The following is an 18,887-nucleotide window of genomic DNA, read 5'->3' as shown; positions in this document are numbered from 1 at the left end:
AATGCCGGTCATGGCAGATCGCAGTCCGGTTCTCCGGATCATCACCGCGGCGGCGCGGGAGTCCTTGAAGCCCCTCGGCCTGGCCCAACGTGGGCGGTCGCGGCTGTGGATTGATAATCATGGGTGGTGGCTGGGGGTTGTGGAGTTCACTCCGCCACGGACTGCCGGCAGCGGTCTGCACGTCGGTGCAATGTGGCTGTGGCACGACGTGGACCAGCTAGCCTTCCACGTGGACGCAGTCCGGGTCGGATCCGAGTTGTTCCGCACCGAGGACCAGTTCAGGCCGCTGGCACTCGAACTCAGCCGACAGGCGGCTGCGAACGTGACCGCGCTGAGGGAGAAGTTCCCGTCTCTACCGGATGTCGCCCGATACCTGACGTCCAAGCCGGTGCGCCGGGGATTCCTCTGGGAGGGCTTCGACGCCGGGATCGCGGCCGCCCTGGTCGGTGATCCGGACACGGCCCGCGATCACTTCGAGCGAGTCCTTCGAGAGGACCCGCTGGCCCCGTGGATGATCGAAGCCCAGGAGAAGGCGCTTGAGTTGCACGCGATCGCGGCAGATCGCGGCGCCGTGGCCGCCTGGGTCGCCCGGGGCGTCGACTCATGCCGGAGCAAGCTGGGCCTGGATGGCGTTAACGGTCTGAACTGGCCCCACTTCTCCGGCCCCAGGCGGCCCCACGTCGTCGTGTACGGGGTCTGAGTTCCGGCTTGACCCGGCCCCGGCTTCCAGTCTCGCGTGGCCCCAGCCGACGACCGGGCCGACGCATTGCCCTCACCGATCGTCACGAGTCGGGCTGTGTCAGGTGGTTGACTGACCGTGGCGATACTCCTCGGAAGGCAACGAGTCCCATTCGGTATTCGCGCCGTCGCGCGTCACCATGAACAGCGGACGCGAACGCAGGACCTGACCAACGAGTTGCCCGCGCATCACCACCCCAGGATCATCCGGTCCTGCATAGCCCTCGGGCGTGTAGCGAAAGTGCCCGTCCACTGCCTCGGCATGCGCGATTGCGTCCCTCTCCAGCTCCGACAGGTCCCTTCCGACCAGCGAGATTCCGTCGTGCCCGACCTGGGGACCGTGGACGGCGTCGGCTGCGATGCAGAACAACCCCACAGCTTGGCTCACGTAGGCCGTGACGGCAGGCGGCGAAGGAGTCACCCCGCCGCCGTGGACATCGACCTTCCACGTCGGCGAGAAGATCGCAGCGCGCCGTGCGCACTCGCTGACCTCCGTCTGGCCGAGAACCTGAGTCGCCTCGACCACTTCGTCGACAGTCATACCGAACCGGAGCGGTCCGACGCCCACCGCCGGTGCATAGGACCACTCGTCCCGATCGGCGACTTCGGAATCGGCTTCGGTCTTGCACGTCATAGTCGCCCCCTGGAGTCAGCTGAAATCTTGCCGGCGCCCATCATGTCAATCGCCGACCAGCAGTCGGCCGGGTGCCGCCATGCGCGATCTATCCCCGCCTGCCAGGGGTCGCAGGGATCTCCAGGCGATCGTTAGCCTCGCTGCTGCTTGGCTTTGGTCTGGGCGAGTCGGTAGCACTCGGTGCCGGTCTCGGTGATGGTGCCGTTGAAGGTCAGGCGGTCGACAATGGCCGCGCAGAGCCGCGAGTCGGTGAAGGTCTTGGTCCAGCCCCCGAACGACTCGTTCGAGGCGATCGCAACACTGTTCTTCTCCTCCCTCTCCGTCAGAACCTGGAACAGCATCTCGGCGCCGCGGCGGTCCAGTTCGAGATGGCCAAGCTCGTCAATGCAAAGGAGGTCGACGCGGCCGTAGCGGGCGATGGTCTTGGTCAGTTGCTTCTCGTCGGCTGCTTCGACGAGCTCGTTGACCAGGCGGGCGGCGAGCGCGTAACGGACTCGGAATCCGGCCATCGCGGCGGCGGAGCCGAGCCCTATCAGCAGGTGTGTCTTGCCGGTGCCGGAGTCGCCGATCAGACAGAGCGGCTCGCCCTTCTTGACCCATTCGCAGGTGGCGAGGTTGTTGACCAGTGCCGGGGCGACGTTGGGGTTGGCCGTGTAGTCGAAGTCGGACAGCCACTTCGAGCGCGGGAAGCCGGCCGCGCGGATGCGTCGCTCGCGGCGGCGTCGGTCGCGGTCCTCGCACTCGGCCATCAGCAGTTCGGCCAGGAAGCCGCGGTAGGAGAGGTACTCGCGTTCGGCGCGGGAGACGGTGACGGCGAACTGGGCCCGCATCGGCGGCAGCTGCAGGACGCGGCAGGCGGTGTCGATCGCGGCGTCGGAGGCGGGCTCGGTCAGGGTGTGGTGCGGGCCAGTCATGGCGGGCGCGGGAACTGGGCGCCGACGTGGCGATCGACTACCGCACGCAGGACTTCGCCGAGCACGGCCCGTACGACGTGATCCTCGACGTCATCGGCGGCGACTACCTCGAACGCAACGTCCGCTCCCTCGCCGCCGACGGACGTCTGGTCGTCACCGGCCTGCAGAACGGCCTGGAAGCCAACCTCAACCTGGCCGAGCTGGTGTTCAAGCGCGCCTCCGTGCACGGCACCACCCTGCGCACGCGGTCCAAGGAGCAGAAGGCGGCCATCGTCGCGCACGTGCACAAGCACGTCTGGCCGATGACCGAGAGCGGGGCCGTGCGGCTGGTCGTCGACCGGACCGTGCCCACGGCCGATGCCGCCGAGGCGCACCGACTCATGGAGGCCGGAGACCACCTCGGCAAGGTCCTGCTGGTGAACGGCTAGAGCGCGGCGCGGAAGACCGTGACCGGGCGGGCCGAGCCGGGCTGAGCCGTGTTCGGTCAGCGCGGCGGGCCTCCGCGATCGAGGTCACGGCCTGCCACCGGCAGGCACGGTGCCCTGCCTGCGGCTGACGTGGCCGAAGCCCTGCATGAACGTTCCCAAGTGTCCGGGGCATGGCAGCCGTATCCCGACACCGAGGAAACCCTCCGCGCCCTGCACGGGCGAGGCATCCCGGTCCCTGTCGTCAGCAACATCGGCTGGGACATGCGCCGTGTCTTCCGCGACCACGGTGTCGATGACCTCGTGGACGCCTCCTTCCTCTCCTTCGCTGCGCCTTCCTGCGCTCACGGCCCAGCCCCCGGATCCCGCAACGCACAGCGGCGGACACGCCTCCTCCAGCCCCAGGACCGCACCGCCGGCGGCACCCCGGCCGCGAGTCCACACCCGTTGCCCACCCCGGCGGACCACCCCACGCGAACGTTCCACACACCCCAGTGACGGTTGGTAAAGTCCGTCACCCTCATACGCCAGAACACCGGAGGGGACCTTCGCTGCCGAAGTCAGCGAGGACAGGCGTGACCCTCCGACCGGTGCCCCATCCACACCGCCACGTCGCATACCCGCAGCGCACTCACCGTCTCCGGCACGCCCGCGACCTGGCGCAGCGCGAGCAACTGGCGTTGCAGGGGACGGTCGTCCGCGCAGCGCGGCATGCAGCGCAAGCCAGAACGAGGGCCGCGGGCGGCCCAGAGCGCAGCGCACCACCTTGTCGTAGACCGGCAACAGCCGCGGACGCTTACGAGCCAAGAGCTTCCCAGCGATGACCCAGTCAACTCCGTGCTGGGCGCATCCGTGCTGGGCGCAGAGGAGGTGCCAGGCCCGGTCCGCCGGCGAGCCCCCGGCCAAGACGTCCGCTTCGGCGTCGACCATGTCGATGTCCGCGGGGATGTCGTGCAGCAGACCAGACAGCTGCGCGCCGAGGGGGCCCTCCAGAATGTCCAGCGCAACAGAAGCCGGAACGGTCACCGACAAGGTCTGCACCGCGACCAGGTCCTCCGCCGTGATCCGGTCGGCGATCTCCGGCCGGTCTCCCCCACCGGCCAGATGCTCGAACCGGCTGCCGGTGAACGTCGCCTCACCGGGTGACATGCCTATGCCGAAGTAACGCCGCAGATCACCCACGGCACGCTCGGCACCCAGCAGTTCTTTCAACCGCTGCCCCAACGGCGGCAACGACGCTCCACTGGGAGAGATCGCGCGAATCCATCCTTCATCGAGATCGTGAGCACACCAGTCTGTAGCAGGGCGGCCAGGTGGGTGTGCCAACACAGAAGCAGCTGTCATGCGCCACGCCCGTCCTGCCGCTCGGCACCTGCATACGCCGACGCCACCGAATCTCCCGCGCGCGGCCGGCCGCTATCGACCGCCGCCGCCAGCTTCTCCGGCATCATCTCCGCGAGCACCTCGGCGACCGTCTCCCGCGCGATCCGCAACCGCTGCAGGCTCTCCCGGGCCAACTCCAGCTTCCCCGACAGCCCAGCAAGCTCGGCTTCCAACTCCTCCACCCGATCACGGGCGGTCGCCTCGCGCGCTTCCAACTCCTCGAACAGCGAGCCCATCCGCCAGCCCTCCTCCAGCACCACGGTAGAGACGAGAAGCCACCGAACACAGCCCCAACGGGACGGCCGAGCATCGCGGTCGGCTCACGTGACAACTGCCGCTTCGCTCTCAGGGTGTGGGAGCTGGGAGGGGAACCCGGTCCATCGCAGGACGTCCGGCAGATGGCTCATGTCGTTGTAGACCAGGACGCTCGCCGGCCGGGCCGGGGCGTAGCGGATGACGCTGAGCGCAGCGTTGCCGTGGTTGAGGCCCATCCAGCGCCACGCAGGGGCGTCCATCGCGGCGCGCACCAGCCAGGCGATGAGAAACGCTTGGGTGATCACAAGGTCGTGACGAGGGGCATCCCCCTCGTGATCCGGCCCGGTGAACTTCGTGACCGCCTGCCGGGCGAGCTCCGCGCCGCGTGCACCCTCCTCGGCTGACACAGAGGTGAAACGCGCCGACATCACGTCGGCGACCTCTGTAGGGGACTGTATCCGGTCCTGATCATGTGACGGAGTGGAAGCAGTCCCCGCAGGGGGCGTTCCGTCAGCCTGTCGCGCCGCCAGGCCGGGTGTGCAGTCACGCTCGCCCGAAAATAGTAGCCATGGACATAGTAGCCATGTAATCTATTGAACATGAGCAAGGGTTCCCCGGGCCCCACGCCCGGCTTCCTGGTATGGCGGCTCGCCAACAAGTGGCGTGTCGCGGTCGATCGCGCGGTGGCGCCCCTGGGTCTCACCCACGCGCAGTACTCGCTGATCGCGTCGCTGCACGGCATGCAGCGCGCCGGCGAGCGGCCCAGTCAGCGCCGACTCGCCGACCACACCGGCCTGGAGGCTCTGTACGTCTCGAAGCTGGCGCGCGCCCTGGAGGCAGCCGGCCTGATCGAGCGCACCCGCGATCCCCGCGACCCGCGTGCCGTACAGCTCGCCCTCACCGAGCAGGGCCAGGCCGTCACTCGGCAGGCCATCGCGGTGGTTCAGGAACTGCATCAGCAGTTGCTGGAGCCCCTTGGAGGCCCCGACGCCCCACGGACGCGCGCGTTCACCGACGAGTTGACGACCCTGCTCGACGCACCTCTCACTCCACCCGTACCGAACAACAAGAGCACTCAGGGGACAACACCATGACCACCACTGCACCCGTCGCCAACGCCCGCACCCTCGGCCTGGCCCACTACGCCGCCCGCGGCGTCCTGGAGCACGTCCTGGCCCGGCACGGCATTACGTTCCAGCAGCAGGTCGTCCTACGCGCGGCCGTCACCGCCGACGCCCCGCAGACGCCGGACGACCTCATCACCCAGGTCCAGGGCTCCCTCAAGGCCGAACCAGCCGACATCCGCGCTACCCTCGACGAACTGCTGGCCAGGCAGCTGCTCACTGCGGACGGCGCGCACCTTCGCCATACGGGCGCGGGGCGCGAGCTGATCGCCGCCGTCGGCGCGGAGACCGCCCCCATCACCGCCCGGATCTGGGGCGGGATACCCGCGGCGGACCTGGCCGCCGCCGGCCGCGTCCTCGCCCTGGTCACCGAGCGCGCCAATGCGGAGCTTGCAGCGCTGACCGCCTGACCACCCGACCAAGCTGGTCAGGGTCTGCATCTGGTTGTGATCAGAGGGAAGTTCGCGTGAGGCCCGTGATCCAGATCATAGAGGTGCGGAGATGCAGGCCGGCGAGGTGGACCTTGCTGGTCTGCCCGCCCCGCGAGCGCCCGAGCAGGGCGGCCTTCAGCCGGACCCTGTGCCGGTGCCGGACGCGTCTGCGCTCTTCCCGGACGGGATCGCTGTCGATGCAGTGCCCGTCTTTTCCTTGCGGGGCGCCCCCTTTGGCCGGGCTTTCTTCTCGTCGACAGCCCTCTCCATGGCTCTCAGAACGTCCTCTCCGAGCTGCATGCCGGCGGCGTCGTGGTGGGCGCGCGGGGTGGTGGAGTCCACGCTGACCAGCGACAAGTCCCCCTCGGCCCGTTTCGCGGCCTCGACTATCAGGCCCTCCAGCAAAGCCTCGAAGACACCGGCGCCCCGCACTGCCGGAAGCGGTTATGGACGCTGGACCAGGCGCCGAATTCCTGCGGCATCTCCCGCCACTGCCCGCCCGTCTTGAAGCGCCAGATCACGCCCTCGAACTGCTGCCGCAGCTGCTCGGGATACGGACCGTACCTGCCGATCGGCAGGTACGGCTCGATGAACTGCCACTCCACATCAGTCAGTTGCACCCGCGTCATGGACGACGACCTACCAGAACACCTCATGCGGTGCGGGAGACCCCCACAGATCGATCACGACTCGATACGCGCCCTAGGTGCAATGCCGTTGCATTACGGGCGTTCACGGTCCCGCAGCAGTACCCACTCCCGCAGAGTGGCCCGGTTGATGCCCAGGTCAGCGGCGATGCTCTTGTACGTCGCCCCGGGAGTGGACTCGTACAAGGCCACAGCATCGGCCTTGAACTCGTCCGAGTAGTCCTTCATCGCCATGGGCGGTCTTCTCGCTTCCTCCGGATCAAGCAGATCCAGTATCAGCGTGTCCACCACTCAGGGGGAGGCTCCGTCCACGCTCCCAATCTGACACAAAATGCCTGATCAAGCAGGGGTGCGGGTGTTACCGTCCCTCGCATGGCTGAACTGATCGCTCCCACGGAACGGCTGCATTTCTCGTGGGTCACGGCACGTGACGAGTGGCAGCCTGGTGCTCACCAGGACGGGGCCGGCCTGCGTCTGGTGGGTGACGATGACCTCGACACCCCGGAAGGGTTCGCCTCATGGGTCCAGCGGCTGCGACAACAATCGGACCGGTCGCTGCCTGTCGGGGAAGGACGCGTCCACGCCACCCACTGGTGGATCGTCGACGGTGAGACCTACCTCGGAGCCATCGACCTTCGGCACTACCTGAACGCCTTCCTGCTGGAAGGCGGCGGACATATCGGCTACAGCGTTCGGCCCTCTGCCAGGAGACGCGGACTGGCCTCGTGGGCGCTGGGAGCGGTTCTACTCAAGGCACCGGCGGTCGGCCTGGACCGGGTCCTCCTCACCTGTGACGACGGCAACGTCGGCTCGGCGCGCACCATCGAAAACAATGGTGGCGTCCTCGAAGATGTGCGCACCACAGAAACCGGGGTCAAGCGCCGCTACTGGATCACTCTCAACGACACTGAAGGACGAGGCCCTGGCTCAGCGGACGTGGGCTGATTGCTCAGCTGGGACCTGCGTACTTCAGGATCACGGACGGTGCTCGCAGAGCCCAGCGAACACGAGGAAGACCTCGCAGCCCGCGCTCACACGCTCCGCGGAGACGTGCGACCGTACGTGTTCCTGCCATCGATCCCTCAGCCACTGCAGCGGCTTCAAGATCGGCTCCTTCCTGGCCCGGAGGCCAGCGAAGCGGGATGGCGTCCCGCACCGCCGAGACACGGTCCGCGCCCCAGATGGAAGGTGCGGCCCGGTGTCACCGGAAGGAGCAAGGCGGACGATACAGCGCCAGCCAGACCTGCACGGGCCAGCTCGACGTCAACTGCTGCCTGGAAACGGACGACTACGTGCGTCTCGTCGAACTTCGCCCAGGCCAGGAGACGCTGACCAGCCGTCGGCACCTACTGGACCGGGTATTGCAGGTGGTCGCGGCCGGTGAAACACAGGTTCCGGCGCGGGACGGTGCCCCAGGACTGGCCGTCCCGGTACTGAGGCACCGTTGCCGTCCGCCGATTCGCACTGAGTTCTCACGGACCAACTCAATCCAGACCGATGGCAGATCGTCGGCCTCTGCTTGAGGATCGATGTGTCGTCCCGCGGCGACCACGGGCCACCCTGGGGCTCGTCCTCCGATCGGATCGCCGATTGGCGAGATGCCCGGTTCGGAGGCCTGCCGCCGCGCATGGCCGCGTGCGGGGACGGTGGGACAGGGGACGTCGTCGGCCTCGGCGGCGCCGGCCAGGGCCGGGCTCACCAACTGGTGTGCGCCACGATCCATCGGACCAGGGCGTCCTCATCGCTGGCGGGCGGCAGGTCGGGGCCGCAGCCGAGCGGAGTGTAGGACAGCCGCAGGTGGGTGAGGTAGCCGTAGGGGCCGTGGTCCTCCGCCGGCCCGAGGACCAGGGCGTGCGTGGCGGTGCGCCAGATGCGATGGGTCAGCGCCGGGCCAGCGGCCACCGCCGCGGACACCAAGATCCGTTCCGGGACGGTGCCCAAGTGCTCGGTGACCGCCCGCGCCGCCTGCGCAAGCGCGGCCTCGCAGTCCTGGTCGGTGGACGGCCTGCGGCATGTCCAGCCGGGCAGTTGCTGCCAGCCCTCGACATAGCCGTTGAGCCACTCCTCGTTCCTCATGTCCTCGTCGCCGGGGTCAACGGGGTAGATCTCGCCGAAGACGAGGAAACACCGTGCGTCCGGCTCTCCGAACGGACTGCCGTAATCGCTGCACAGCACGTGTCCGTGTCCGGTGCGGAAGGAATCGCAGACCAGTTTGTGCTGCCATTCCCACCCGCGCCGCCGCAGCTCCTCATCGACGGCGTCGAACTCCTCAGGTATGCGGGACACGTCCGGCAATGCGAGGAGTTCCGCGACGGCCTCAGTGGTCAACGGGCGCTGTACAAGGGCATGTACGGGTATCGACATGCGGATCACTCTAGAAGTCGGCATGCCGCAGGCGGCAACCGGAGTTCGGCCTGCTCGGACGAGGCGATGACCTCGGCTTGGGGCACTGTCTGGCCGCCGGCCGGCGGCTCGGCCTGGAGAAGGTCCCGACAGTGCAGTTCAGCGCCGCACTGATCTTGTCCAGGTCGCCCACCCGGACGGTCACCGGCTTGTTGTGCCCCCACATCGCCGCGACCTTGCTCAACGTCGGTGTGAAGTCGACCGTCTTGAACACCTCCAGCACGCCCGTAGTCCGCCACAGGTCACGCTGAGCGGCCCCCATCCGCGCACCAGCTGGGTGCTGCCAGGCCTGTGACGATGGCCAACGGTGGGAGAAGGCAGCAGCAGCGCCGCAGGCGGGTTGGACAACGTCTCCATGTCGAACGTAGGCGGGTCTTCCCATGACCTGACAGATGCCAAGTCAACGGTGCCATCAGGCTGGGCAGGGTCGACAGCATGACAGGCGATGAGGGCGCCGAACAGTCCCCAACCACGCTCGGCTACCTCCTGCTGGCCGCGCAGAACCCGCAGCGGCTCGAGCAACGCCCTCCCACTACGCATGCGCCTCCCCGTCCTTGTACCGTTGAGGCTGGTGAGACGACGGTAGGGCCCACGTGTGAGGGACGGGGCCGGGCCCGGGAAAGATCACCGCCCCCTGCAGCTATGCCCAGACTGTCAATGAAGAACCGGCACATCAGGTCAACGCACTCGGTGGACGACGCTGGTCATGAGGCGGCGGTTGGGTGAAGCCACGGCAGCGACCGGATGCCACCACGCCGACTCTTGGACGCAATACGCGGGCGCCAAGCGGGTCCAATCAGGGACGTCGTCACGGCCCCAGGAAACCGCGTCGATGATGCGGCCGTGTTCATTGCGCAAGGGTTGCGGTGTCGCCGTGGTTCTCCCACACTTCGCGCCGCCAATCCTGGTACACATCGGTGCGTCTCCCGGCGGCCTTCCAGCCGCACGTGGTGGAAGGTGTAGGTACGGCCGTCCTCGTCCGACAGGCTCCAGCCGTCCAGGTTCACCGCCCACCGGGTTGAGTTGGTGACGTCCACCCACTCCCTGTTCAGCGAGCGGTTGGAGCGCCCGTCCCAGCCCGGGGAGCCGTGCCGCACACCGCTGACGTACACCGCGGTGTGACGCGGGTAGCCCGAGTGGTGGTCGGCGGCCGCGGTCGGCAGCGCCACCGCACCCGCGGTAGCGGCCGCTACCGCGGCGACGACTACGCGCCTGGGATCAGGGTGGCGACACTGTGGTACATGCGAGGGATGGTGGTCGCTGTCCGACTCGTCCACTGCCCACCAGGCGGAATCGTCGCTGTCTGTGTGGTGCCGTCGTTGGCAGTGGCGATCACCGTCACAGGAGTGCTGCTCAACTGGCTGTTGTTGCACACGAGCTTGGCGGTGTCGGTCGGCGTGCCCTCTGTCTCCTGGGGGTCCACGGTGCTGAGAACGAACAAGTTGTCACCGATCTCCTGGCTGGTGCTGTTATCGTCGACGCAGTTGACGACGGCCTCCTCGACCTGGGCAGCACCCGATGCGTGCGCGGCCGCCGGTGCAAGTTGAGCGCTCGCCGCGACAGGTGTGGCCAGCATGAGGGGCAACGCCGCCGCAGCGGCCATACTGGTGCGGGCACTCCACATGCGGTGTTCTCCTTGAGGTTCGGGACGCACCGATAGCGCGCGACGACGGCACCACGCCCGGGCGCCAGCGTCAGCGCCCATGGCGGCTGAAGGAGGCGATCCAGCCAGGCCGCCTTCATTGTGACCACGGCGCATCACGACAGGGAGAGCGTGCATAGGGGGCGCTCGGAGCACCAGACTGCTGCCCCTGGTACCCGCGAGAAGCTACCGCGAACTGTGTTTCTACCGTGCCGTTCGCTCACGGCCCGGTCCACCGACCACCACGGTCGTCCGGTGGAATCAGAGGACCACCTTGTGGATCGAAGCAGACCAAGCCCTGACTTCCGCGCAGCGGCGGCAAGGTCGGTGGCGGCCTGGGGAAGGAGTCTCGTGGCCATGTCGGCGTACGGCCACGTGCGCGGCAGGACGACGGCGTAGTAGTTGTCCGTCAGTCGGCCGATGATCTCGGCGACGACGGCGGTGACGTCAATCTGGTCGTCGAAGGGGGCCTGGACGTCCAGCCGGTCAAGGACCAGGAAGCTGCCGGGCTGTTCGACGGCCTCCTCCAGCTCGGGTGCGAAGCCACCGTCCGGGGTGAGGAGGTGGCCGCGCGCCGAGGCCATCCGCGCCTCCGGTGCCCACAGCCTCATCACCACACCCCTGACTCTGCGGGGAACCGTTCTGGGACTGATGAGCCTGTACCGCACCGATCAGGGCGAGGTCTACGACAAGGGCGATGTCACTCTCGCCGCCGCAGTGGCGGCTCACACCGCGCTGTGCATCGACAACGCCCGCCGTTACACCGGCGAACACACCATCGCCCTGACAATTCAGCGCCACCTGCTGCTTCCCCAGCCTGCGACGCAGACGACCGTCGAAACAGCGCACCTGCACGTGCCTTCCGAGGTGGGCGGAGGCGGCGGGTTCGACACCTTCGCCCTCTCCGGCGCCCGCACCGCACTGGTCGTCGGCGAAGTGGCCGGCCAGGGCATCCATGCGGCCACCACCATGGGACAGCTGCGGACCGCCACGCACTCCCTGGCCGCGCTCGACTTGGAGCCCGACGAACTACTCGCCCGCCTCAACGACACCGCCATCAGCCTGGCCCAGGAACGCGCAGCTCTGCCGCCCGGCGACCCCATGCCGCTCATGGGAAGCTGCGCGTATGCGGTCTACGACCCGCTCGCCCAGACCTACACCATCGCCCTGGCCGGCCATCCCCCACCCGTCATCGCCCATCCCGACGGGAGCACCGAGATCCCTCACCTGCCGAGCGGACCTCCCCTGGCAGTACCGAAGGACCCCCCTTCGCTGCCACCACGGTCCCTGTCACCGACGGCAGCGTCCTCGCCTTCTACACCCCATCCCTCCTGACCACCTCGCAGTCCCCGGAGACCCTCCAACGGGTGCTGGACCACACTGACCGGCCGCTGCAGGATCTGTGCGACGACGTGCTCTACCGGCTGCGGAACGACACCCGCCACGGCGACGTCATCCTCCTCCTCGCCCGCACCCGCACATTCCCTGCGGACCACGTCGCTGTGTGGCACCTCGACCACCACCCCAAGGCCGTCGCCACGGCGCGCACCCACACGCAACGGCAGCTCCGACATTGGGGAGTCGATGAGGAAACCGCCTACACCACGGAAATGATCGTCAGCGAACTGGTCACCAACGCCATCCGCTACGGCACCCCGCCGGTGCGGTTGCGGCTCATCAAGGACCGCACGCTCACCTGTGAAGTCTGCGACAGCAATTCCCTCGCGCCTCGGCTGCGCCACGCGAAGACGATCGACGAAGGTGGGCGGGGCTTGTTCATCATCGCCCAACTCGCACAGAACTGGGGCGTCCGGTACTCCCTCGACGGCAAGACCGTCTGGGCCGAGCAGACTCTCCCACCCCCAACCTCACCCGGTCCCCAACAGCGGTCATAGCGACACCGAGGCCGCCCTGATCGTCGTCGGCCAGCCGTATGCCTCCCGCTGCGAGCGATGGCATCGCGTCCCCAGGACGACGAATCCGTCCTTGGCGAAGGCTCGCGCGCAGGGTCTGACACGAAGGAGAACACCTGGCCGGTGCAGCCCGGACAGGTCAGCCAGTGCCGTGGGTCCCCTCTATCGCGCCGGGCATGGTGATCAACGGGCCGGGACCGGGAAGTGCATGCAGCTGCTGGTGGCGTGAGCGAGGAGCCGGTCGCCGGAGTCGCGGAGCTCTGCCTGGGCGAGGGCGGTGCGGCGGCCACTGTTGAGAACGGTGCCGATGGCGCGGACCTTGCCGGTGTCGACGCTGATCGGGCGCAGGAACTTCAAGGTCAGGTCGATCGAGGTGTATCCCATGCCCTGGGGCAGTACGGACTGCACCGCGCAGTCGGCCGCCGAGTCGAGGAGCGTGGCGTAGACGCCGCCGTGGACGCTGCCGATTGGGTTGTCATGTTCCTCGCCCGGCACCAGGACGAAGACCGCCCGGCCGTGCTCGGCCTCCTCCAGGGTGAAGCCCAGAGTGGCGGCGATGGCGGGGCGGGCAGGCGCCCGGCCAGGATCTCACGGAGGAAGCCGAGACCGCTGTGGTGAGGGATGGCGGCGACGGAAATGGCAGGGTCTCTCCAGCCGAACACGCGTGAACTGCGGGTGGCCGCCCCTGTCTCACCGGTCGCGTCGGCGCCCAAGAACTTCTTCGATGTTTCGGACATGCGGCAGCTCCTCATGGGCGTCCGTTGTTGGTGTGCCGCTCCGGTCGGCTGCGGTGGGGGCCCACTTCTGCGGTGGGAATCGTCCTGCGGGGTATTTCAGCTGCCGCTGCTTTCAGGGGCTGTCCTGGCCGACGCGGATGAGACCCGGGCCGGCGTCGACGAACGAGTCCCCGATCGGCACGTCGTGGCCGTTGTCGCAGCGGAGTACCGCGTGCACCTCGGCACCGCATTCCTTGTGCCGTACGACCACAGGGGGCCCTTGTTCGTCGGCGGCCCACGTGTCGCCCCATTGCCGAAGCGCCACGATGACGGGCCGGAAGTCCCGGCCTTTCTGGGTGAGTTGATAGGCGTACCGGGTCCGCTGGCCGGGCTCCTGGTAGGGGACGCGCTCCAGGAGACCGGCGGCGGTCAGCTCTTTCAGGCGCGCCGCGGCGGCGGGTTCGCCGATGCCCACGCGCTTGGCGAAGTCGTCGAAGCGGCGGGTGCCGAAGAACGCCTCGCGCATGATCAGCAGCGCCGTCCTGTTGCCGACGATCTCCAGGGTCCTGGCGATGGAGCAGTTGGCCATGGACCAGGCGCCCCGTTCGTCCAGTAGATCCTTCATCTCTCCACCCTCCACCTGGCTTGCCTCATTGAAAGTCAGCCTATACCGTCGTAGCTGACTTCTAAAGGCGTAAGTCAGTTGAGGGTGTGCGTATCCCGAGGGAGGAATCATGGACATCAGCACAGCAACCGTCCTGGTCACCGGGGCCAATCGCGGACTCGGCCGGGCACTGACCCAGGAACTGCTCGCGCGTGGCGCGACGGTGTACGGGGCGGCCCGCCGACCGGACCAGATCGATCTGCCCGGCGTGAAAGCGATACGGCTCGACGTCACCGATCCCGCCTCGGTCGCCGCGGCTGTCGAGGAGGCCCGTGATATCACGGTGCTGATCAACAACGCGGGCAGTTCCACAGGCGCCGATCTGCTGACCGGCGACTGGGACGCCGTCCGCCTGGAGGTGGAGACCCACTACCTGGGCACCCTCGGCGTGATCCGGGCTTTCGCCCCGGTGATCGAGTCCCAGGGCGGCGGCGCCATCCTCAACATCCTTTCCGTGCTGTCGTGGATCAGCTTTCCCGCCGTCGGCGCCTACGCAGCGGCGAAGTCCGCGGAGTGGAGCCTGACCAACGCGTTGCGTCCGCAGCTCGCGCCCCGGGGCATCACCGTGTCCGGACTCCACGTCGGCTACATGGACACCGACATGGCCCGCCATGTCGACGGGCCCAAGACCGACCCGGCGGACGTCGCCCGCGCGGCCGTCGACGGCATCGCCTCCGGGGCTACCGAGATCGTCGTCGACGACCGCAGCCGCCAGGTCCAGGCCGACCTGTCCGGTGGCGTCGCCGCTCTTTACCCGCAGCTCGGCTGAGACGAGGACACCGTGACTTCGACTCCTTCCCCCGCCCCCGGCCGGCTCAAGCCGACCGGCAGGCAAACCGGTCTCCGGCCGTCCCCGAACCAGCCCTCCCGGCTCGCTGCCACCCTCACGCTCATCGCCATGTGCCTGGGTGCCATGACGACCTTTCTGCTGATCACCGCTTCGGTGTCGGCGCTCTCCGCCATCCAGGACGACCTGCACGTCTCCCCGACCGGCCTCGTCTGGATCCCCTCCGCGTACACCCTGCTCGTGGCCAGTCTGGTGATGTCCGCGGGTACCATCGGCAACCTCTACGGCCGCAAGCGCACCTTCGTCGCCGGCGCCGCGGTCATGATCATCGGGTCACTCATCGTCTATACGGCGGGTTCGGCGGGAGGCGTCATCGCCGGCCAGCTCGTCTCCGGCCTCGGTGGCGCGCTCATCCTGCCCAACAGCCTGGCCATCCTGGGCGCCACCTTCCCGGACCCCCACCGGCGCACCGAAGTCGTCACCATCTGGGCCGCCTCCTCCGGCATCGGACTCGCCGCCGGCCCGCTGATCGCGGGCACACTGCTGGACCACTTCCACTGGAACACGGTCTTCCTGTCGACCGCCGTCCTCGCCGTGGTCACCATGGCCGCCGCCATCTTCGTCGCCGAATCGCGCGGCCCCGAGGGCCAGCTCGACATCCCCGGCCAGGTCCTGGCCGTCCTGGGCATCGCCGCCCTCGTCTACGCCCTCATCGAAGGCGGACACGACGGCTACACCAGCCCCCGCATCCTCACCGCCTGGATCATCGCGGCCGCGGCCCTGACCGGTTTCGTCCTCATCGAGCGCGCCGCCCGCACACCCATGCTGGACATCACCCTGTTCCGGTCGGCGTCCTTCAGCGCCGTCATGTTCGTCGCGGCCGTCTCCCTGTTCGGCTTCACCGGCCTGGCCATCCTGACGGTGCTCTTCTACGAGCGCGTCCAGCACCTGTCCGCCCTGGACGTCGGATGGCGGCTGCTGGCCTTCTTCGGCGTCTACGTCATCGTCAGCTACGCGACCGGACGCGTGATCCGCCGCACCGGCTTCAAGCTCCCGCTGACCGTGGGCTTCGTCATCGGAGCCGCCGCCACGGCCGGACTCACCACGCTGGATCCGACCACCCCTTACGCCCGGGTGTGGTGGCTGTTCGCGCTCTTCGGAGCCGCAAGCGGGATGGTGGCGGCGCCCAGCACCGCCGCCGCCCTGGTCAGCGTCTCCCACGAACGCGCCGGCATGGCTTCCGGAGCCGTCAACGCCTTCCGCCAGATCGGATCCGTCACCGGCTCCTCCCTCCTCGGAGCACTCCTCGCCAGCCGGCTCCAGTCCCAACTGCCGAGTTGGCTGGACGTCCACCACGTCCCCCGAGCAGCCTGGCCCGCGGTCGAGCACGCCGTCTCCACCGGTAGCGGTAGCCACCGAGCGGCACCGCCGAACGTGGCCGCCGCGATCGGCGACGCCTTCACCTCCGGCGTCCACGCCGGAATGACCGTCATCGCCGCCGTGTTCCTGTGCGCGGCCCTCGCCTCAGCCCTGCTGGTACACAATCGACCGCACCACACCACCGTCACGACGAACTGACGCGTAACTTCCAGGAGCGACACCCAGAACCGTCGATTCGCCTGCGCGGCGACGCCGACGGGGGTCGGGACGGTGCCAGGCGGCCGTGGCAGGGCGTGGATCGCCTTGGAAGACCTGCCGGGCGTGCCCGTCACGGTGAGCGGCCGCGACGGGGCGTGCGCCCGGGCTGTGGGCCGACGCGTGGACGGCCCGCGAGGGCTGTGACGTGGTCGCGGGCGGCGGGGCTGTGGCCGACGAAGCGCTGTGAGACCAGGATGCGCTGATCGTCTCCCACACCGAGGATGCCCTTGTCGAAGAGCTTGTGGAGCAGCGAGCACAGACACAGCCCGTTGTCGATCTCGTCGGTGCCGCCGAACGCCCACCAGCGCACATGGGCGGCCTCCAGCCCGACCGGCACCGCGCCGATCCTGCCGTCGTAACCGCAGAACGCGCACAGGTACTCATAGGCGGTCAGCACGAGCTCCCGCATCCGCCGGTCCCCCTGCCTGCGTGCCGCCGAGAGCTGCCCGTTCTGCGCCGGCTTCAGTTCCAGGCCGGCGGCTTGGCACAGTTCGCCATGGAGGGAGGGGGGAAGTGCAGGTCGAGCAGCCATCGCGCGATCCTGCCCCGCAGTTGCGGCTCGCGTCGCAGAGCTGCCCTCAAGTCCGGCGCGAGCCGCCCGGTGGCACCGGTCTCCCTGAGACCTCACACTCCGCTTCCGGGGCTGCCGGGCCCACGATCGGTGCGCACTCCCCACACGCCGTCGCTGACCAGGTGGTGAAAGGGGTAAGCGGACGTGGTCTCGTTCGGAGGGCAGTATTCGGTGAGCGGCCGTTGCAGGTCCTGCTCCACCGCGCTGTAACGCAAGCTGCCCTCCGCGTCGTCCTGGAACCGGCCGAGGGCGTACAGGAGCAGCAGCGGTTTGTGCGGTGCGCGCGTCCCGCTCCTGGTCCACTGCCTCAGTCTCGCGGTCCGCTCCAGCCAGTCCATGGCGGCTGATCGTAGACGGGCCGTCCCAGGCGCATGGTTGGGCGGAACCGGAAAGCCCCGGCATGAGTTGGCTCAGGCGCGGGGATCGGCCAGCCAGCGCAACGCGCTGAGACTCGGCAGGAACAAGTAGTCGCCGCCACGAGTGATGACGTAGCGCTCGACGTCGTGCAGGCGATGCCGGACGGGACGCTGGGGATCGTGAAGACGCTTGTGCCGACGGCCGCGGTAGGCCGGCGTGACCGCCGGCGGCTGCGATGCGGCAGTGCGCTCATCCAGCGCCGGGCCTGGCGGCCTGTGCGGTCGCTCGGCCGGCGGGGCGACGTGCACGCCACACAAGGAAGACCGACGAGGCGACAAGGCACCACACGGCGAGCACCACATACGGCTCGACGTGCTGGTTGTGCGGGAAGTAGATGGCGTTGCGCTGGGCGTTCACCGACGCGCCCGGCGGCAGGAACCGCCCCAGAAAGCCCAGGACCGGAGGGAGCAGCGGCCAGGCCACCGCACCCCCGGACGAGGGGTTGCCGAGGATGACCAGCAACAGCCACGTCGGCAGCATCGCCCAGCGGCCCAGGAAGGTGTGGAACGCGGTGAAGATCATGCCCGCCGTGATCATAGTGAGAGTGCAGATGCCCCATGACTGGACGAACGGCAGCCGCACCACACCGAGCACCCAGTCGGCCATGACGCAGATCCACAGGCCGCCTAGCACGGAGTAGCCGGCCGTAGCAGCGATACGCTCGGCGGGGCGCAGCGCCTGAGCATGCACCCCGAGCTGGATGGCACCGACGAAACCGAGGATGGTCGACCCCAGGGCGATATAGAAGAGAGCCAGCCCCTGCGGGTCCGTGGCCGGAAGCGGTTTGACGTCCCTGACCTGCACCGGGATGCCCAGGGCCCGGCCCACCGCCGGGGCACTCTGGCCGAGAACCCGGGCGACCGACGCGCCCGCCGCGCTCGCCACATCGACCTCCACCCCGGCCGGTCGACGCTGCAGGATCGCGAACTCCCGCTGGGCGTCGACCGCGGCGAGGGCCCTGCCGTAGTCAGGGTACGGATGAAGGACCAGCGACGTGCGGAGCGTGGTCTCCAGCGCGTTGGTGAACCGGCCGCCCGCGACCGACTTTCCCGTCACCGCGACGGGGATGCGATGCGGTACGGGATTGGCCATGGCCCAGCAGTAGGCGCCGACGAAGAGCCCGGCCAGGGCCGCGATGATCAGCGAGATCACCACCGCCGGCAGGAATCGCGACGACGTCAATCGCGGCCATCTGCCCCGTCGGGGCGGCTGAGGCGGCGCCGCCGCAGACCACCGCTCACCCATGGCCGTGATCGTACGGTGGGCGCCGGGCGAGACTCGGCTGCCGCACCGCACGCGTCACCGGCATGCCGGAACACCGCAGCGCAAACGAGCGCTGGCCCGCCGCGGTGTAGCGGTGCACAGCATTGCCGCCGTCCGCTCAGCTCACGGGTCCACAGACCGTTCCTAATCAGTGAGCGGGAGTGAGTCTTGGACCCACGCCTGGTCACTGCGGACACCCCGAACGGTTGTGGATGCCCTGGTCGCCTGCGTACTCGCCGCGTCCGGCGGCACGGATCGTGTCCGTGGTCCGGGGATGCGGGGGCGGGGTCCCTCGCGCCCAGGGACACGCCGGTCGGCCTGG

General features: G+C 68.6%; 19 protein-coding genes and 7 pseudogenes. 10 read left to right on the top strand and 16 right to left on the bottom strand.

Features of this window, described 5'->3' with window-relative positions; genetic code table 11:
• The first annotated feature begins 10 nt into the window (after positions 1-10).
• A complete protein-coding gene (locus tag ACFYZB_RS45010; protein WP_388767693.1) occupies positions 11-700 on the top strand; it encodes a hypothetical protein in 690 nt (229 codons plus the stop codon).
• 99 nt (positions 701-799) lie between these two features.
• Here the strand turns inward: ACFYZB_RS45010 and ACFYZB_RS45005 are convergent, their stop codons facing one another.
• Positions 800-1,372 carry a hypothetical protein gene (locus tag ACFYZB_RS45005; RefSeq protein ID WP_388767692.1) on the bottom strand — a complete coding sequence of 191 codons (573 nt, stop codon included), beginning with the start codon at positions 1,370-1,372 and terminating at the stop codon, positions 800-802.
• Positions 1,373-1,503: 131 nt separating this feature from the next.
• The gene (gene istB, locus ACFYZB_RS45000) at positions 1,504-2,286 is read right to left on the bottom strand and encodes an IS21-like element helper ATPase IstB (protein ID WP_388767690.1); all 783 of its coding nucleotides are present in this window, start codon (positions 2,284-2,286) and stop codon (positions 1,504-1,506) included.
• A gap of 14 nt (positions 2,287-2,300) precedes the next feature.
• On the opposite strand from istB, the gene ACFYZB_RS44995 reads away from it, so the two are divergent.
• A complete protein-coding gene (locus ACFYZB_RS44995; RefSeq protein WP_388767699.1) occupies positions 2,301-2,714 on the top strand; it encodes a zinc-binding dehydrogenase in 414 nt (137 codons plus the stop codon).
• A gap of 159 nt (positions 2,715-2,873) precedes the next feature.
• The gene (locus ACFYZB_RS44990; protein WP_388767689.1) at positions 2,874-3,209 is read left to right on the top strand and encodes a hypothetical protein; all 336 of its coding nucleotides are present in this window, start codon (positions 2,874-2,876) and stop codon (positions 3,207-3,209) included.
• A gap of 62 nt (positions 3,210-3,271) precedes the next feature.
• On the opposite strand, the pseudogene ACFYZB_RS44985 reads toward ACFYZB_RS44990, so the two are convergent.
• From ACFYZB_RS44985 to ACFYZB_RS44975, 3 genes and pseudogenes are all read right to left on the bottom strand, one after another.
• Positions 3,272-3,860: pseudogene (locus ACFYZB_RS44985) on the bottom strand (DUF6308 family protein).
• A gap of 191 nt (positions 3,861-4,051) precedes the next feature.
• Positions 4,052-4,354 carry a hypothetical protein gene (locus ACFYZB_RS44980; protein WP_388767688.1) on the bottom strand — a complete coding sequence of 101 codons (303 nt, stop codon included), beginning with the start codon at positions 4,352-4,354 and terminating at the stop codon, positions 4,052-4,054.
• Between the two features lie 60 nt (positions 4,355-4,414).
• A complete protein-coding gene (locus ACFYZB_RS44975) occupies positions 4,415-4,654 on the bottom strand; it encodes a hypothetical protein (RefSeq protein WP_388767687.1) in 240 nt (79 codons plus the stop codon).
• A 294-nt stretch (positions 4,655-4,948) separates the two neighbouring features.
• Between ACFYZB_RS44975 and ACFYZB_RS44970 the strand changes: the two genes are divergently transcribed.
• On the top strand, positions 4,949-5,443 hold the full coding sequence (locus tag ACFYZB_RS44970; RefSeq protein WP_388767686.1) for a MarR family winged helix-turn-helix transcriptional regulator: 495 nt from the start codon (positions 4,949-4,951) through the stop codon (positions 5,441-5,443).
• Positions 5,440-5,883, top strand: coding sequence for a MarR family transcriptional regulator (locus ACFYZB_RS44965; RefSeq protein ID WP_388767684.1), 444 nt, complete (start codon positions 5,440-5,442; stop codon positions 5,881-5,883). Before ACFYZB_RS44970 ends, ACFYZB_RS44965 begins: the two co-directional genes overlap by 4 nt.
• Before the next feature lie 100 nt (positions 5,884-5,983).
• Here ACFYZB_RS44965 and ACFYZB_RS44960 read toward each other — a convergent pair.
• Together ACFYZB_RS44960 and ACFYZB_RS44955 are read right to left on the bottom strand one after the other, a co-directional pair.
• Positions 5,984-6,533: pseudogene (locus tag ACFYZB_RS44960) on the bottom strand (transposase); the annotation flags it as partial.
• Between the two features lie 120 nt (positions 6,534-6,653).
• Positions 6,654-6,785: pseudogene (locus ACFYZB_RS44955) on the bottom strand (transposase); the annotation flags it as partial.
• Positions 6,786-6,923: 138 nt separating this feature from the next.
• Here ACFYZB_RS44955 and ACFYZB_RS44950 point away from each other — a divergent pair.
• Positions 6,924-7,496 carry a GNAT family N-acetyltransferase gene (locus ACFYZB_RS44950; RefSeq protein ID WP_388767682.1) on the top strand — a complete coding sequence of 191 codons (573 nt, stop codon included), beginning with the start codon at positions 6,924-6,926 and terminating at the stop codon, positions 7,494-7,496.
• A 750-nt stretch (positions 7,497-8,246) separates the two neighbouring features.
• Here the strand turns inward: ACFYZB_RS44950 and ACFYZB_RS44945 are convergent.
• From ACFYZB_RS44945 to ACFYZB_RS44930, 4 genes and pseudogenes are all read right to left on the bottom strand, one after another.
• Positions 8,247-8,915 (bottom strand): hypothetical protein, encoded by a 669-nt coding sequence (locus ACFYZB_RS44945; protein ID WP_388767681.1) that lies wholly within the window; start codon positions 8,913-8,915, stop codon positions 8,247-8,249.
• A gap of 5 nt (positions 8,916-8,920) precedes the next feature.
• Positions 8,921-9,216, bottom strand: a pseudogene (locus tag ACFYZB_RS44940) (helix-turn-helix domain-containing protein).
• 942 nt (positions 9,217-10,158) lie between these two features.
• On the bottom strand, positions 10,159-10,578 hold the full coding sequence (locus ACFYZB_RS44935) for a hypothetical protein (RefSeq protein ID WP_388767679.1): 420 nt from the start codon (positions 10,576-10,578) through the stop codon (positions 10,159-10,161).
• Positions 10,579-10,712: 134 nt separating this feature from the next.
• Entirely contained in the window at positions 10,713-11,207 is a 495-nt protein-coding gene (locus ACFYZB_RS44930) for a hypothetical protein (protein WP_388767701.1), read from the bottom strand.
• Here ACFYZB_RS44930 and ACFYZB_RS44925 point away from each other — a divergent pair.
• Both ACFYZB_RS44925 and ACFYZB_RS44920 read left to right on the top strand, forming a co-directional pair.
• Entirely contained in the window at positions 11,152-11,931 is a 780-nt protein-coding gene (locus tag ACFYZB_RS44925; protein ID WP_388767678.1) for a PP2C family protein-serine/threonine phosphatase, read from the top strand. The two genes, ACFYZB_RS44930 and ACFYZB_RS44925, sit on opposite strands and share 56 nt — an antisense overlap.
• A gap of 32 nt (positions 11,932-11,963) precedes the next feature.
• A complete protein-coding gene (locus tag ACFYZB_RS44920; protein ID WP_388767677.1) occupies positions 11,964-12,491 on the top strand; it encodes an ATP-binding protein in 528 nt (175 codons plus the stop codon).
• Between the two features lie 201 nt (positions 12,492-12,692).
• On the opposite strand, the pseudogene ACFYZB_RS44915 reads toward ACFYZB_RS44920, so the two are convergent.
• Together ACFYZB_RS44915 and ACFYZB_RS44910 are read right to left on the bottom strand one after the other, a co-directional pair.
• Positions 12,693-13,171 (bottom strand): annotated as a pseudogene (locus tag ACFYZB_RS44915) (PaaI family thioesterase).
• 187 nt (positions 13,172-13,358) lie between these two features.
• The gene (locus ACFYZB_RS44910) at positions 13,359-13,850 is read right to left on the bottom strand and encodes a winged helix-turn-helix transcriptional regulator (protein ID WP_388767675.1); all 492 of its coding nucleotides are present in this window, start codon (positions 13,848-13,850) and stop codon (positions 13,359-13,361) included.
• A gap of 109 nt (positions 13,851-13,959) precedes the next feature.
• Between ACFYZB_RS44910 and ACFYZB_RS44905 the strand changes: the two genes are divergently transcribed.
• Together ACFYZB_RS44905 and ACFYZB_RS44900 are read left to right on the top strand one after the other, a co-directional pair.
• Positions 13,960-14,658, top strand: coding sequence for an SDR family oxidoreductase (locus ACFYZB_RS44905; RefSeq protein WP_388767674.1), 699 nt, complete (start codon positions 13,960-13,962; stop codon positions 14,656-14,658).
• A gap of 12 nt (positions 14,659-14,670) precedes the next feature.
• Positions 14,671-16,254, top strand: a complete 1,584-nt coding sequence (locus ACFYZB_RS44900) for an MFS transporter (protein WP_388767672.1) — start codon at positions 14,671-14,673, stop codon at positions 16,252-16,254.
• Here ACFYZB_RS44900 and ACFYZB_RS44895 read toward each other — a convergent pair.
• The 3 genes and pseudogenes from ACFYZB_RS44895 to ACFYZB_RS44885 form a co-directional block, all read right to left on the bottom strand.
• A pseudogene (locus ACFYZB_RS44895) lies at positions 16,201-17,223 on the bottom strand (phosphorothioated DNA-binding restriction endonuclease). The gene ACFYZB_RS44900 and the pseudogene ACFYZB_RS44895 overlap by 54 nt on opposite strands.
• A 268-nt stretch (positions 17,224-17,491) precedes the next feature.
• Complete coding sequence (locus ACFYZB_RS44890) at positions 17,492-18,547, bottom strand: ABC transporter permease (RefSeq protein ID WP_388767671.1); 1,056 nt, start codon at positions 18,545-18,547, stop codon at positions 17,492-17,494.
• 162 nt (positions 18,548-18,709) lie between these two features.
• Positions 18,710-18,887: pseudogene (locus ACFYZB_RS44885) on the bottom strand (IS200/IS605 family accessory protein TnpB-related protein); the annotation flags it as partial.

This window comes from Streptomyces sp. NPDC001852, from assembly GCF_042891825.1.
Taxonomy (GTDB): domain Bacteria; phylum Actinomycetota; class Actinomycetes; order Streptomycetales; family Streptomycetaceae; genus Streptomyces.
The sequence above is the reverse complement of the archived record's forward strand: the minus strand, read 5'-3'. Positions and strand labels throughout refer to the sequence as shown.